This window comes from Anaerolineales bacterium (assembly GCA_030583885.1).
Taxonomy (GTDB): domain Bacteria; phylum Chloroflexota; class Anaerolineae; order Anaerolineales; family Villigracilaceae; genus Villigracilis.
In genome coordinates, this window is the sequence record CP129480.1 from 835316 (window position 1) to 848673 (window position 13358).

The window sequence follows — 13358 nt, forward strand, 5'->3', positions numbered from 1 at the left end:
AACCTTATCCCTCATAAACAACTATCCTGCCGATTTTTACTCCGCTTTCATTTTTTCGCGGAAATCATAAATGCCGTCATGGACGGCCCAGCGGGCAGTGCAGGAGGGACAAAGCAGGTGATCGATTTTTTCCTGTAACTTTCCACTCCCGCAATCCGGGCATTTGAACAAGCCGATCACATCGAGGGGAAATTCGCACGCTTGGTTTTCTCCGCCCGCCTTTGCCTTCACAAAAACGCTGGGCGTGAATTGAAAGTATGCGCCTGTCGGCTGGAAGAGACCGTCCAGTGCCGCGAGCAGTTTGGCGGGGAAACATCGTTTTAACACACCGAGGCGGAAATGGGAAACGGTAAGGGTTTTCTCGATGGAAAAGCCAAGTCCGCCCAACCAGCCGCGAATGGCTTTTGGGTGAAAGTCGAAATTCAGGTCCACGAATTCCACGGGCTCGAGTGTGAACGGACTCCAATCCTGTTTTCCGAACCAGTAGCGCAGAATGGACTTGAGGTTTAATTTGTTCGCAAATTCAAGGATGAAAACGGCACCCGGCTGTACCACATTGCGGATCTGACTCAATGCCTTCGGTGCGTCCGCCATGTGGTGCAGGACGCGGATCATCGTGGCGGAATCAAATACATGGTCCGGAAAGGGGAGGCGGTAGACATCTGCTGCGACATAGATGTAATTATCGGAACGTCCCAGCCTGTGCTGTGCCTGCGCCAGCTGTGTGGTCGAATAATCCAAAAGGACGATGCGCTCAAAGCCCGCATAGCGCGGCGTGTTGCGTCCCGCGCCTGCGCCGAGTTCGAGCATGAGCTTTCCATTTTTTGGGAGCATCCTTTTCAATGCGATGGCTTCTGCGCGGTCTTCGTATTCGCGCCCGCCCTGCTCCCAAAAGGACTGCTGATAATCGGAGCCTTCGTAATCACAAACGGGGGGATTGGTCATGGTCTGGTAGTGTAGTGTTTTTTTTGTTTTTGGTCAAATAATCAAATAGTCGACTAGCCTGCGGCTACCCGACTATTGAACTGCACGGTCCTCGAACTGCGCGATTATCTGCCAATGGCGCGATACGTAAAGCCCATATCCTTCATGATGGCAGGGTCGTAAATATTACGCCCGTCATAAACAAGCGGGGACTTGAGCAACCCTTTTACTTTTTCAAGATCCAGCTGCTTGAACTCGTTCCATTCTGTAACGACCATCAGCGCGTCGCAATCCTTTGCCATTTTGTACGGCTCATCAAACATCTCCACGGCAGGCAAAATGGGACGGGCGACTTCCATCGCCACCGGGTCATAGGCGCGGACTTTTGCGCCGCCCTTGACCAGCGCCTCGGCTATGTCAATGGAGGGTGCGTCGCGCATGTCGTCGGTGTTGGGCTTGAACGCCAGCCCAAGCAAACCGATGGTTTTGCCCTTCAAACTACCGCCGAGCATTTTCTCCAAGGTCTTAACTGCGGCTTTGCGGCGGTCATAATTGACTTCCATCACATCATTCAGGATGCGCGGATTCAATCCCTTCTCCTTGGCCATGAAAGCCAGCGCCTCCACATCCTTGGGGAAGCACGATCCGCCCCAGCCGAGGCCCGCATCCAAAAAGTGACGTCCGATGCGCGCGTCGTAGCCCATGCCTGCCGCGACCTCCTTCACGTCCGCGCCGACGAGTTCGCACAGGTCCGCGAGTTCGTTGATGAAGGAGATCTTCGTGGCAAGGAAGGCATTGCTGGCATACTTGATCATCTCTGCGGTGCGCAGATCGGTGATGACAATCGGCGCGCGCAGCGGCAGATGCAAATGCGCCACCTTGTTCGCAGCCTCCCTGTCCAATGAGCCGATGACGGTGCGGTGCGGATTCATAAAGTCGCCGATGGCGGATCCCTCGCGTAAAAATTCGGGGCAGGAGACCACTGAGAAGTCGATCTGTTTGGGCTGGGCTCCCTTCACAATGTCCGCCACCCAGTCGCCGGTCCCGATCGGAACCGTGGACTTGTTGATGATGACGAGCGGCGCGGTCATATTCTCCGCAATGGAGGTTGCCGCGGCGGCGACGTACTGCAGATCCGCTTCGCCGTTTCCGCCCGCCGGGGTGCCGACTGCGATGAAGGCGTATTCCGCATTCTTCAGGGCTTCCTTGTAGGAGGTCGTGAATGTGATCCGTCCCGCATTCATATTGCGCTTGACCAGTTCATCCAGCCCCGGTTCGTAAATGGGCATGATGCCCTTTTTGAGATTCTCCACGCGTTCTTCATTCACATCCAGCGCGCTGACGCGGTTGCCGAGATCGGCAAAGCACGCGGCCGTTACCAGGCCGACATATCCAACGCCGACGACACAAATTTGCTTCATATTTTTCCTCTTGACTGAAAAGATTTTCGAACCATACCACGGGATTAACGCCTGCCGACCCAGTATTCCACAGATTCCACAAGCTCGATCAAGTCCATGGGTTTTGTAATGAATTCATCGCACCCAGCATCCATGGCACGCTGGCGGTCCATGGGCAGGGCATGTGCCGTAAGGGTGATCAATGGGATCGAGGAGGTTTGGGCATCCCTTTTGATCAGGTGTGTTGCCGTCCAGCCGTCCATTTCCGGCATGGCGAGATCCATGATGATCAGGTCCGGCAGCTGCCTGTTTGCTGCATGGACCCCGTCGCGTCCGTTGACCGCCAGGAAGGTCTCAAACCCGTTCGTCTCAAGGATGAAACGCACAAGCTCGTACGTATCCATATTGTCTTCGACCACGAGGACGCGTCCCTTGCTCATCCCTTAAATATACTACGTCTCTTAAATGCGGGCAATGAGTATAATCATGAGATGCGACTGCTTTTCGTAACGGACGCCCGTTCCCCCATCTCCCAAAACTGGATCCGTTATTTCGTGGAACGCGGCGACGAGGTTTTCATCGCATCCACCTTTCCATGTGAAATGGATCTTCCCGTCAAGCGCCTGGAATTCACCCCGGTTGCCTTCAGCGCCGCAAAAAAGCAGACTTCACGCCCCGCCTCCGCCTCCTCACGTACCCTCGGCCTGCGTACCCTCTTCAGGCAATGGGCCGGCCCCCTGACCATTCCCCACTCCGCGAAAAAATTACGGGCATTGATTCAGGAGGTTCAACCGGATATCGTCCATGCCATGCGCGTGCCGTATGAAGGCATGTTGACGGCGGCGGCCTGGAAAAGCGGCTTCGATACGAGCGGGAAAAGCACCCGCTCCGCTCAACCACCAAAATTCATCATTTCCATCTGGGGCAACGACTTTACCCTGCACGCCCCGTCCACGCCGTTGATGAGGCGCTACACGCGCCTGACGCTGGGCAGGGTCCACGCCCTGCACGCGGACGTGGAACGCGATGTCCGCCTTGCGCGGGAATGGGGTCTCAGCGGGGGGAAAGCCACATTGGTCGTGCCAGGTAACGGCGGCATCCGAAGCGATGTGTTTTATCCGCCTGATGAGCCTGCGAAGAAACCGGTCATCATCAATCCGCGCGGGGTGCGTCCGTACGTCCGCAACGATTCGTTTTTCAGGGCGATCCCGCTTGTCTTGCAAAAGCGCGCAGATGCGAAATTCCTGTGTGCCTCCATGCAGGGCGAGGCGCAGGCGCTGCAATGGATTCGGGAGTTTAAGATCGAAGGCGCAGTGGAACTGCTGCCGTCCGTGCCGCATGAAAGGATGGGGGAGTATTTTCGCGGCGCACAGATCGTGGTTTCGCCGAGCGTCCATGACGGCACGCCGAATTCATTGATCGAGGCGATGGCCTGCGGCTGTTTCCCGATCGCGGGGAACCTGGAATCGATCCGCGAATGGATCACGCACGGGCAGAACGGCTTGCTGGTCAACCCCGCCGACCCGCAGTCCATTGCGGATGCGATCCTGCTGGGCCTCGAAAGGGAGGACCTGCGGCGGGAGGCGGCAGGTCTTAATACGCACATAATCTCCGCGAAGGCGGATTATGAGGTGAATATGCGGAGGGTGGTGGAGTTTTATGAGGCCGTAATGCGCGGTTAGAATTCCTCCCTGGGCGCCCTCAATGAATCGAGCCGGCTGCGCAGTTCGATGCGGCGCGAATCAGCCGAGTGACGGATTTCGTTGACAAAGCCCTGTCCGCGGTCGCGGAGCTGGGCGCGCAGGTTTTCACCGGATACAGGCGCCAGCAGCAAGGCCAATACACCGCCGACCAACCCGCCGGCAAAAACCCCGATCAAAAAGCCAAACATTCTTCGCATGGGTGTCTCTCCTTGAAGGAAATATGATAGTTTCTGAGACAAAGTTCTGACAAATTTATTATAGGCGAAAAGACAAAAATATGGAATAATGTGGATGCCGCACGTATCCAACCGAACGTGACGGCGTTATATCCTGCCAACCCGAAATCGCGCGCACATCCAGGGGTGCCGGCGCGCAACGCGGACTCTACCTTTATCGGAGGGTACCATGTCAACTGTAATGCCAGTTTCAACCAGCACGTCACAGCGTAAAAAGGTGACAACTCTCACGTTCCGCCGGAAGAAGGAACGCGGCGAGGCGATCACCATGCTGACTGCCTATGACTATCCCACCGCGATGGCGATGGACAGGGCGGGTATTGATTCCATCCTGGTGGGCGATTCGCTCGCGATGGTGGTGCTGGGCTATGAAAACACCCTGCCCGTCACCATGGAGGAAATGCTGCATCACTCGCGCGCCGTTGCCCGCGGGGCGAAATCCGCATTGCTTGTGGGCGACATGCCGTTCATGTCGTATCAGGTTTCGATTGAGGAGGCTGTCCGTAATGCAGGCCGTTTTTTGCAGCAGGGCGGCATGGACGCGGTCAAACTCGAAGGCGGACGTGAACGGGCGGATGCCGTCCGTGCGATAGTGGGAACAGGCATTCCCGTGATGGGTCATCTCGGCCTCACGCCTCAGTCGGTGCATCAACTTGGCGGATTCCGCGCGCAGGGCAAAACCGCTTCCGCGGCAAAACGATTGCTGGAGGATGCGAAGATCCTCGAAGAGGCAGGCGCCTTCAGCCTTGTGCTTGAGTCTGTGCCTGCGCGGCTGGCGGAAGCCATCTCCAAACAAATTTCGATCCCAACCATCGGCATTGGCGCGGGCCTGGGTTGTGACGGGCAGGTGCTGGTCACGCATGACCTGCTGGGTCTGTTCGACCGTTTCACACCGAAGTTCGTCAGGCAGTATGCAAACTTCCATGCCGGGATGAACAAGGCCTTCACCGAGTACATCGACGACGTCGAGAGCAAACGCTTCCCTGCCGTTGAACACACGGTTGAAATGACGGATGAAGAATGGGCAGAGTTTATAAAATAAATCCGTGTCATTGCGAACCGCGCTCTTGTTCTTTGCGGTGAATCGCTCTCGCGCAAAATTGGAGATTGTTTCGGGCGAAACGCATCCTCCTAGCAATGACATATATAATGCCCACGGTCACAAATTGCGCTCTCCCGTTTCTAAAAAAGCGAAATTTGTGACCGCGCTGGGTATAAAGGTATATAAAATGAAAAACGATATTCTTCTTGTCGGCAGCGGTGCATTAGCCACACTTTTCGCCGCGCGTTTGGGCGAAGCGGGTTATTCCGTGTCCATGCTCGGCACCTGGAGGAATGGATTGAAAGCGCTTCAGGAAAACGGTGCGCGTATCGTGGACTCACAGGGTAATGAACACGCATACAAAGTCCATGCCACGGATGATCCGCGCGAAGTGAGCGGTTCGAAGTATGCGCTGGTGCTGGTCAAATCGTGGCAGACCGAGCGCGCAGCGCGTCAATTAAAAGAGTCGCTCGCAGACGATGGACTTGCACTGACTCTTCAAAATGGACTCGGCAACCGCGAAACGCTCATACGGGACCTTGGAACTGCGCGGGTCGCCCTCGGCATTACCACCACTGGCGCCACCCTGCTGGGACCGGGACTGGTAAAAGTCGGCGGTGAAGGCCTCATTTCATTGGAGCAGAATCAGGCGCTCGGTCCGCTTGAGGAGGCGCTGCGTTCCTCCAATTTTAATTTGCAGATCGTGGATGATGCACAGTCGCTCGTGTGGGGCAAACTGGTCATCAACGCGGCGATCAATCCTTTGACAGCCTTGCTGCGCATCCCGAACGGCGAGTTGTTGTCGCGTCCCCCGGCACGCAGGGTGATGTCTGCGCTGGCGAATGAGGCGGCACAGGTGGCGAGGGCGGAGCGTGTGCAGCTGCCGTTCAGCAATCCCGTTTCGGCGGCGGAGGATGTGGCGCGCAGGACAGCGGTGAATCATTCCTCCATGTTCCAGGATGTGCGGCGTGGCGCCCCGACCGAGATCGATGCGATCTGCGGTGCGGTGACGAAACGCGGCGCAAAACATGGGATTCCCACACCGTACAACCGCGCGTGCTGGCAGCTGGTAAGTGCGCTGTAAATGACTTGCAGATAAAAAGGGTGACATTTATCCACAACAGTTCGTGATTTCATCTATGCCCATCCTAAAAACCGCATGGTAAGATAAAGCAATCTTTATCGTTTGGAGGCATCCATGCGCAAGTTGTTCCTGTCATTGATACTTTGGGTTGTGTTTGTGTTCCCATCCCTCGCATCTGCACAAAGTAATGTGACCATTTCCAGCATGACGGTGCAGTTGTGGCCTGAATATGACCAGCCCAGCATGCTGGTGATCGTGGATTTTCTGCCCGCTGCAGATACTGCCCTACCTGTGGATCTGACCTTCCGCATCCCGCCGGATGCGAACCTGATTGCGGTGGCATCTCATGCGGGCAGCGGCAATTTTATGAATTCCGCCTTCAGCGGGGTTGGGCGGGATGGTGAGTGGCAGGTTTTTACCATGACGCTCACCGTCAATACCATGTATCGGTTTGAATATTATCAACCGCTCACGCTGAATGGAAACCAGCGCATCTTTTCCTACTTATGGGACGGAGCGTATGCGGTCGATGAGTTCCATGTCCTTGTGCTGGAACCCAGGGATGTTGTTTCCCTGTCGATGACTCCCGCCCATGCATCTGTTGCCGTGGAGAGCGGCGGGAAATATTACGATAGCGGTCTCGTAAAACTTGCCGGCGGCGAACAATTCGCCTTAAACCTGCAATACGAAAAGACGACGGACATGCTCTCTGCACCACCGCAGGGACTTCAACCCGCTGCACCGGTGGATGAAAACACATTGGGACGCGTCTCGCTCAATAACTCCCTGCCCTACCTGATTGGCGGATTGGGCGTTGTGATGATCGTGGGCGGCATTGTGTACTACTGGCAGGCGGGGCGCGCGCCATCCAAAAGGACGAGGCGCAGGACGCATGTTGAGGCGAAGAACGAAGATGCGGGTGGGGATTCGTATTGTCCGCAGTGCGGCATGAGGGCAAAACCCGGTGACCATTTCTGCCGCATATGCGGTGCGCGGCTGAGGAATCAGGAAGAATAATAAGCAGGTCCAAAGGTTTCAGTAAACCTTTGGACCTGCTGACGAACATTTATGAATCAGTCACTTTTCATTGGCATCTACTTCTTTTACGGCCTTTCATTTTTCAGCATGGGTCTGCTGGTGGCAATGGAAGGCGGACGTTCGACAGATGCGCGTTTAAGGATGGCATTGCGCCCGCTGGCAGCCTTTGGGTTTGTCCATGCAGCGCATGAGTGGCTGGAGATGTTCAGGGTCATGGGGCACTTTGGCGATCTGTTCGCTGCCGTGTATCCCATGCTCGCGCTGTCGCTTCTGGCATTTTCCTTCCTGTCGCTGGCCGCGTTCGGATCCTATCTCGTGTTGGGGAGCGAATCCACGTGGCGGGTGAGCCTTATCATCCCGCTTGGGCTGGAAGCTGTCTGGGTGTATGGTTTGCTGAGCTTTAAAAGCACGTATGTACTTGAAGATATTTACATCATTGCCGATGTGTGGACGCGTTACTCCATTGCCATCCCTGCAGGCCTGCTGGCCGCCGCCGGGCTTGTGGTGCAGCAGCGCGCCTTCCGCCGCGCGGGTCTGGTCAGTTTTGGGCGCGATAGTTTATGGGCTTCGGTTGCCTTTGGCTGGTACAGTCTGGTCGGGCAGGTATTTACCGCGCCGAGCAAACTGCCCCCATCCACCTTCCTGAATTCCGAGTTGTTTTTCGACAGTTTTGGCTTTCCCGTCCAGCTGCTGCGGGCGGTCAGCGCCATTTTTGCTTCTATATTCGTTATTCGTTTTTTGCGTGCCTTTCAGGTGGAAAGCGACCATAAGATCGCAGAGCTGCAAGAGGCGCGTTTGCATGAGGCGCGCGAGCGCGAGAATCTGCGCGCTGAGTTGTTTCGCAGGGTGGTCGCCGCCCAGGAAGCCGAAAGACAACGCATTGCGCGCGACCTGCACGACGAAACCGGTCAATCGCTCACGGCAATCGGCATGGGCTTGCGCGGGCTTGCCAATGAATTGAAGTACAAGCGCGGACAACGTGACACCCTGCATCAGTTACAGGTTCTGACCTCCGACTCCCTGCGGGAATTACAACGCATCATCTCGGACCTCAGGCCTGCCCATCTCGACGACCTGGGTTTATCCGCCACGTTAAGATGGTATGCGAGCCGGCTGCAGGAGTTGACGCACCTGAACATCAAAGTGGATATTTCGGGCGAGGAACATGCGCTCGATGAAACGGTGAAGATCGCCATCTTCCGCATCATTCAGGAAGCATTGAATAACATTATCAAACATTCACAGGCCAGCAGCGCCAGTGTCAGCCTGGAATATAGGGAAAAAAACGCCTATATTCTGGTGAGGGATAATGGGATCGGATTCGACATGGAGGCTGTCAAAAACCGCATTGGACGAGGCTCGCTGGGGCTGGCGGGAATGGCAGAACGTGCTGCCCTGCTGGGTGGGACTGTGGAGATCCACTCGCGACCTGAGTATGGAAGCGAGGTCGAAGCGGCGATCCCATATCATGTGATCAGGAAGGAAGAGGCTTAAATGACGATCCGCTTGTTGTTGGTGGATGATCATGCGGTTGTGCGTTCGGGTTTGAAAATGCTGTTGGGCGGGCACAGTGAAATGGAAATCGTTGGGGAGGCCGGTTCTGCTGCGGAGGCATTGGCGGAGACAGAGCGCATCCAGCCCGATGTTATTTTGATGGACATTGGTCTGCCCGATAAAACCGGCATTGAAGCCACGCGCGAAATAAAGGCTAAATTTCCGGATGTGAACATCGTGGCGTTGACCATTCACGAGGACGAGGAATATTTCTTCCAGATGCTGGATGCGGGCGCATCGGGATATGTTCCCAAGCGCGCCGCGCCGGAGGAATTGATCACAGCGATCAAGGCGGCGGCGATCGGGGAGGTGTATTTGTATCCATCGCTCGCGAAATTGCTGGTGCGTGATTTTTTCAACACGGAACGCATGGCTGAGGAAAAGATAAACCTTGACGGGCTGACGGATCGTGAGCGCGAAGTGCTGACCCATCTTGCAGAGGGTGAGAGCAACGATGAGATTGCAGCGGTGCTGGTCATCAGCCCGAAGACAGTGGAGCGTCACCGCGAGAATATCATGCGCAAGTTGAACCTGCATTCGCGCTCTGAATTGGTGCGTTATGCGATCCGCAAGGGGATCATTAAGGCGTAATTTTCCGAGGATTTTCTGAATTTAAAAGGAGGCTCCCGCTGAAAGCGGGAGCCTCCTTTTTTGCGGCATGGGGCGAATGCCCCACGGGCATGGGAAATGCATGGGGTGAAGTCCGCAGGTTTGGGCGGGGAAAGATGCGTGAGTCCATCGTCAAAGATGGGGAGCGTCCCGAATTTACTTTATTTTAAGGAAGCCGTATAGTGGGGGCAGGATAAAGAAAGGAGAGATTGTCATGAACGGTTCTGAGATCATTTTGTTGCTCTTCCTGGTTCGCCTGGTGGTGCCGTTCGGTTTGCTCCTGCTGGCTGGTGAATGGGTTCGCCGTCGCCATGTCAATTACTGGCTGAAATCGTGAGGAAACCATGGATACGCTTACCTCAATACTCGTAGTTTTGGTTGGTACAGTGCTTCGCCTGATCGTGCCGCTGACTTTGACTGCGCTTGTGGTTATGGTGCTTCACAGACTGGATGCGCGCTGGCAGGCGGAAGCCGCTAGGGAAAAGAAACTGTTGCTAAACGGGCAGGCTCACTGCTGGAAGGAAGAGGGGCTTCCAAACAGCGAGATCAAATTACGCCTGGCAAAAGGGGAACGCCCCTGCTGGCAAACCTGCCGCCTACCCAATGGGCACCTGCGCGAGGAATGTCTCGATTGCGATGTGTTCCGTGATGCACCTGTGCCTGTCTCCCGTCGACACGTCCACATATAAATCATTTAATAAGGAGATGCCAACATGTCCTCTTGGTTGAATCGAATTGTAATTGCCCTGATCTTTGCCCTGGTGTTTGCGGGGGTGACTTTGATGGTGGCGGATGCGCAGGAAGGGGTGAACCCGCCGGTTCGGGAACCCGCCGGTCAAAATGATGATGCCTGCGCCGAATGCCATACCGATTTTCAGACACAATGGATGAGCGGCCCCCATGGTCAATCCGGCACAAGCTCGGCATTTCTCATGGATTGGGAGAAGCAGGGAAAGCCCGGTGCGTGTCTCGTCTGCCATGCAACTGGGTTTGACCCTGCGACCGCTACATGGGAGGCGGATGGCGTCAGTTGTTCCGCGTGCCATGTGGACGAAGGCGGTGATCACCCAAAAACAACGATTACGACAGATGACAGCCCGGAATTATGCGGCCGCTGCCACAGCGACACCCGCTTTGGATGGGGAGAATGGGAGGGCAGCACGCACTATGCCCGCGGGATGGAATGCACCACCTGCCATGATGCCCACAGCGCATCCTTGAAATTTACAGTGGCGCGTGACGGCAACGGGTTTCAGGATGCCTCCCAATTGTGCATTTCCTGCCATCGGGAAGCGAGCATGGAATTCCCATATACAAAGCACCATCAGCAGGGTGTTTCCTGCATCAACTGCCACGTGGATCATCTGCAGCAGGCGGAATACCAGCCGCATACCGTTCCCGATCATTCCTTCAAGGCGAGTTTGAACTCATGCAACACCTGTCATTCCGAACAGATGCACGCCTCGGCAGAAGCGGCCAGCACGGGTGAGACGAGTGTTGTTGCCAACGCGGATGTTCCAGTAAATGTTCTAGTGGCAACCGCAGTGACTCCCGAGCCGACCCCTGTCAGCCCGATGGGATATGCCGGGCTTGCCGGACTTTTAGGCCTGGCGGGCGGGATTGTGCTTGCACCCTGGCTGGAAAAGTTCTATCGCCGCGAAGTAAAACGTCAGCATACCGAGGAGGATGAAAATGAGTAACCAGACTGTCAGCCGCCGAGACTTTATCAAACTCGCCGCAGTCGGCGCTGCCGTTGCCGCAGGGACGCGTGCCATCACCCAGGTGGAAGCCTCTGAAGGCGCGAAGGGGGAACATCAATGGGCAATGATCATTGACCAGTCCAACTGTATCGGCTGCAACCATTGCACGCTTGCCTGCCAGGCTCGCAATAATGTCAACCCTGACATCGAGTGGAACAAGGTGTTGGAAGCCGGGGAAGTGGACGGCAAGATGACCTACCTGCCGCGTCCCTGTATGCACTGCGAAAAAGCCCCCTGTGTGGAGGTCTGCATGGTCGGCGCATCCTATTACCGTGATGACGGAATCGTGATGATGGACTATGACAAGTGCATCGGCTGCCGATACTGCCAGATCGCCTGCCCGTATGAGGCGCGAACCTTCAATTGGGAAAACTTCGATGGCGACAACCCCGCTGTGCCGGAATGGGGTACCCCGGAAGTGGAACGCCGCCCACGTGGTGTGCCGGAGAAATGCTCCTTCTGCTACCAGCGCATCGATCGCGGCCTCTCGCTTGGTCTTACCCCCGGTGAGGACCCTGCCGCCACCCCGGCCTGTTGTGTGGCCTGTCCAACCGGCGCCCGCACCTTTGGCGACCTGAACGACCCGAACTCACAAGTCAGCCAGTTGTTGAAGAAATATCCATCCTACCGCCTGCGCGAGAACCTGGGCACGGGCTGTCGTGTATACTACCTGCCCGTCGGCGTGGTGCCTGTCCGCGATGTAACCTTGGAGGGTTGACATGAAAACCATCATCCAAACCATTATCAAGACCGTCCGCACTCCCTGGGGCTTGTGGCTTGCCTTTCTCGCCGTGATCCTGTTCGGCGCACTCATTGGAGGTCTCACCGTGTTCTGGAAGGGGCTCTCGATCACGAATCTGACAGACCGTGTCCCCTGGGGCTTGTGGATCACGATTGACCTCTCTGCCATTGCGGTCAGCGCGGGTGCGTTCAGTCTGTGCGCGGGCGTGTACCTCTTCGGTCTCAAACGCTATGCGCCCATTGCCCGCACCGCCACCTTTGTCGGTCTCATTGGCTACACCATGGCGATGCTGGCCTTGATCCTCGACATCGGCCGCCCGGACCGCTTCTGGAAGGCGCTGGTGTACTGGAACACCCATTCCCTGCTTTGGGAAGTGACCATGTGCATCATGCTCTACCTGACTGTCCTCGTCCTCGAAACCATGCCCATCTTCGCCTCCTTCGAGTGGTTGAAAAAACGCTTCCCAAAATTGACGGAGAAGATGGAACACGTCCATAACTATGCGCCCTTCCTTGCCATTGTCGGTCTGGGGCTCTCCAGTCTGCACCAATCCTCCCTGGGTGCGGTCTACGGCGTCATCAAGGCGCGCCCGATCTGGTACAAGCCCGAAATGGCGGTGCTCTTCATGTTCTCTGCCATCGTGGGTGGCATTGCCCTCACCCTGCTGGCGTCGATGCTCTCGGCACGGCTAACTCCCAAGGCGAAGATCAACGACGGGTTGATCGAGCGCGTGGCGCAATTCCTCGGCTACCTGATGATCGGCTACCTTTACTTCCGCTTCTGGGACTGGCTTGCCCAGACCTACACCTACGAGCCCGGCAGAACGGAAGCTTTTGAACTGCTCACCAAGGGGACTCTCTCCTTCAATTTCTGGTTCGGCGAGATGATCGTCGGCACGCTTCTTCCGACCTTCCTCCTGCTCTATCGGCCCACGCGGCTATCCCCCTTCTGGCGCATGCTTGGGCTGGCGATGATCGTCGGTGGTGTGGTCGCCTTCCGCTTCAACACGAACATTGTCGGCCTGCTGGCGGTCATCTCCTACCTGCCCGGTCAGGCGACGGTCTCCTATGCCAGTTACACCCCGTCCCTAGTGGAATGGGTGACCGGCATGGGCATCATTGCCTACGGTCTGCTGGCATTCTCGCTCGGCGTGAAATACCTGCGTGTGGTCGACCATCGCATTACTAGCGAGGTGCATGAGACTGTGTCTGTACAGGCAACCGATACAGTGCGTATTTGATTTCAAATACCATTGCCTGAATAAAA

Annotated in this window: 15 protein-coding genes; 11 read left to right on the forward strand and 4 right to left on the reverse strand. The window is 56.1% G+C overall.

The window, feature by feature from the left end; all coding sequences use genetic code 11:
- Positions 1 to 36 precede the first annotated feature (36 nt).
- The 3 genes from QY332_04270 to QY332_04280 all read right to left on the reverse strand — a co-directional run bounded on the left by QY332_04270 (position 37) and on the right by QY332_04280 (position 2764).
- Positions 37 to 945 (reverse strand): class I SAM-dependent methyltransferase, encoded by a 909-nt coding sequence (locus tag QY332_04270; GenBank protein WKZ37140.1) that lies wholly within the window; start codon positions 943 to 945, stop codon positions 37 to 39.
- A 104-nt stretch (positions 946 to 1049) separates the two neighbouring features.
- Entirely contained in the window at positions 1050 to 2345 is a 1296-nt protein-coding gene (locus tag QY332_04275) for a UDP-glucose/GDP-mannose dehydrogenase family protein (GenBank protein WKZ37141.1), read from the reverse strand.
- A 44-nt stretch (positions 2346 to 2389) separates the two neighbouring features.
- On the reverse strand, positions 2390 to 2764 hold the full coding sequence (locus QY332_04280) for a response regulator (GenBank protein ID WKZ37142.1): 375 nt from the start codon (positions 2762 to 2764) through the stop codon (positions 2390 to 2392).
- Between the two features lie 51 nt (positions 2765 to 2815).
- Between QY332_04280 and QY332_04285 the strand changes: the two genes are divergently transcribed.
- The gene (locus QY332_04285) at positions 2816 to 4006 is read left to right on the forward strand and encodes a glycosyltransferase family 4 protein (GenBank protein ID WKZ37143.1); all 1191 of its coding nucleotides are present in this window, start codon (positions 2816 to 2818) and stop codon (positions 4004 to 4006) included.
- Here QY332_04285 and QY332_04290 read toward each other — a convergent pair.
- Positions 4003 to 4224 (reverse strand): YtxH domain-containing protein, encoded by a 222-nt coding sequence (locus QY332_04290; protein ID WKZ37144.1) that lies wholly within the window; start codon positions 4222 to 4224, stop codon positions 4003 to 4005. The two genes, QY332_04285 and QY332_04290, sit on opposite strands and share 4 nt — an antisense overlap.
- 208 nt (positions 4225 to 4432) lie before the next feature.
- Between QY332_04290 and panB the strand changes: the two genes are divergently transcribed.
- The 10 genes from panB to nrfD all read left to right on the forward strand — a co-directional run bounded on the left by panB (position 4433) and on the right by nrfD (position 13332).
- Positions 4433 to 5305 (forward strand): 3-methyl-2-oxobutanoate hydroxymethyltransferase, encoded by an 873-nt coding sequence (panB, locus tag QY332_04295; protein WKZ37145.1) that lies wholly within the window; start codon positions 4433 to 4435, stop codon positions 5303 to 5305.
- A 187-nt stretch (positions 5306 to 5492) separates the two neighbouring features.
- Positions 5493 to 6389 carry a 2-dehydropantoate 2-reductase gene (locus QY332_04300; GenBank protein WKZ37146.1) on the forward strand — a complete coding sequence of 299 codons (897 nt, stop codon included), beginning with the start codon at positions 5493 to 5495 and terminating at the stop codon, positions 6387 to 6389.
- Positions 6390 to 6503: 114 nt separating this feature from the next.
- Positions 6504 to 7406 carry a zinc ribbon domain-containing protein gene (locus QY332_04305; GenBank protein ID WKZ37147.1) on the forward strand — a complete coding sequence of 301 codons (903 nt, stop codon included), beginning with the start codon at positions 6504 to 6506 and terminating at the stop codon, positions 7404 to 7406.
- A gap of 51 nt (positions 7407 to 7457) precedes the next feature.
- Entirely contained in the window at positions 7458 to 8921 is a 1464-nt protein-coding gene (locus QY332_04310) for a sensor histidine kinase (protein WKZ37148.1), read from the forward strand.
- Positions 8922 to 9572 (forward strand): response regulator transcription factor, encoded by a 651-nt coding sequence (locus tag QY332_04315; protein ID WKZ37149.1) that lies wholly within the window; start codon positions 8922 to 8924, stop codon positions 9570 to 9572.
- 232 nt (positions 9573 to 9804) lie between these two features.
- Entirely contained in the window at positions 9805 to 9927 is a 123-nt protein-coding gene (locus QY332_04320) for a hypothetical protein (protein ID WKZ37150.1), read from the forward strand.
- A 7-nt stretch (positions 9928 to 9934) separates the two neighbouring features.
- Positions 9935 to 10279, forward strand: a complete 345-nt coding sequence (locus QY332_04325; protein ID WKZ37151.1) for a hypothetical protein — start codon at positions 9935 to 9937, stop codon at positions 10277 to 10279.
- Between the two features lie 24 nt (positions 10280 to 10303).
- Positions 10304 to 11290, forward strand: a complete 987-nt coding sequence (locus QY332_04330; protein WKZ37152.1) for a cytochrome c3 family protein — start codon at positions 10304 to 10306, stop codon at positions 11288 to 11290.
- Positions 11283 to 12068: a 4Fe-4S dicluster domain-containing protein gene (locus QY332_04335; protein WKZ37153.1), complete on the forward strand. Its 786-nt coding sequence runs from the start codon at positions 11283 to 11285 to the stop codon at positions 12066 to 12068. Before QY332_04330 ends, QY332_04335 begins: the two co-directional genes overlap by 8 nt.
- 1 nt (position 12069) lies before the next feature.
- On the forward strand, positions 12070 to 13332 hold the full coding sequence (nrfD, locus tag QY332_04340) for a polysulfide reductase NrfD (GenBank protein WKZ37154.1): 1263 nt from the start codon (positions 12070 to 12072) through the stop codon (positions 13330 to 13332).
- Positions 13333 to 13358: the final 26 nt, after the last annotated feature.

Excerpts from the sequence above, each read along its gene's own strand:
- QY332_04270 (WKZ37140.1), bottom strand. The coding sequence starts at position 945 with ATGACCAATCCCCCCGTTTGTGATTACGAAGGCTCCGATTATCAGCAG.
- QY332_04275 (WKZ37141.1), bottom strand. The coding sequence starts at position 2,345 with ATGAAGCAAATTTGTGTCGTCGGCGTTGGATATGTCGGCCTGGTAACG.
- QY332_04280 (WKZ37142.1), bottom strand. The coding sequence starts at position 2,764 with ATGAGCAAGGGACGCGTCCTCGTGGTCGAAGACAATATGGATACGTAC.
- QY332_04285 (WKZ37143.1), top strand. The coding sequence starts at position 2,816 with ATGCGACTGCTTTTCGTAACGGACGCCCGTTCCCCCATCTCCCAAAAC.
- QY332_04290 (WKZ37144.1), bottom strand. The coding sequence starts at position 4,224 with ATGCGAAGAATGTTTGGCTTTTTGATCGGGGTTTTTGCCGGCGGGTTG.
- panB (WKZ37145.1), top strand. The coding sequence starts at position 4,433 with ATGTCAACTGTAATGCCAGTTTCAACCAGCACGTCACAGCGTAAAAAG.
- QY332_04300 (WKZ37146.1), top strand. The coding sequence starts at position 5,493 with ATGAAAAACGATATTCTTCTTGTCGGCAGCGGTGCATTAGCCACACTT.
- QY332_04305 (WKZ37147.1), top strand. The coding sequence starts at position 6,504 with ATGCGCAAGTTGTTCCTGTCATTGATACTTTGGGTTGTGTTTGTGTTC.
- QY332_04310 (WKZ37148.1), top strand. The coding sequence starts at position 7,458 with ATGAATCAGTCACTTTTCATTGGCATCTACTTCTTTTACGGCCTTTCA.
- QY332_04315 (WKZ37149.1), top strand. The coding sequence starts at position 8,922 with ATGACGATCCGCTTGTTGTTGGTGGATGATCATGCGGTTGTGCGTTCG.
- QY332_04320 (WKZ37150.1), top strand. The coding sequence starts at position 9,805 with ATGAACGGTTCTGAGATCATTTTGTTGCTCTTCCTGGTTCGCCTGGTG.
- QY332_04325 (WKZ37151.1), top strand. The coding sequence starts at position 9,935 with ATGGATACGCTTACCTCAATACTCGTAGTTTTGGTTGGTACAGTGCTT.
- QY332_04330 (WKZ37152.1), top strand. The coding sequence starts at position 10,304 with ATGTCCTCTTGGTTGAATCGAATTGTAATTGCCCTGATCTTTGCCCTG.
- QY332_04335 (WKZ37153.1), top strand. The coding sequence starts at position 11,283 with ATGAGTAACCAGACTGTCAGCCGCCGAGACTTTATCAAACTCGCCGCA.
- nrfD (WKZ37154.1), top strand. The coding sequence starts at position 12,070 with ATGAAAACCATCATCCAAACCATTATCAAGACCGTCCGCACTCCCTGG.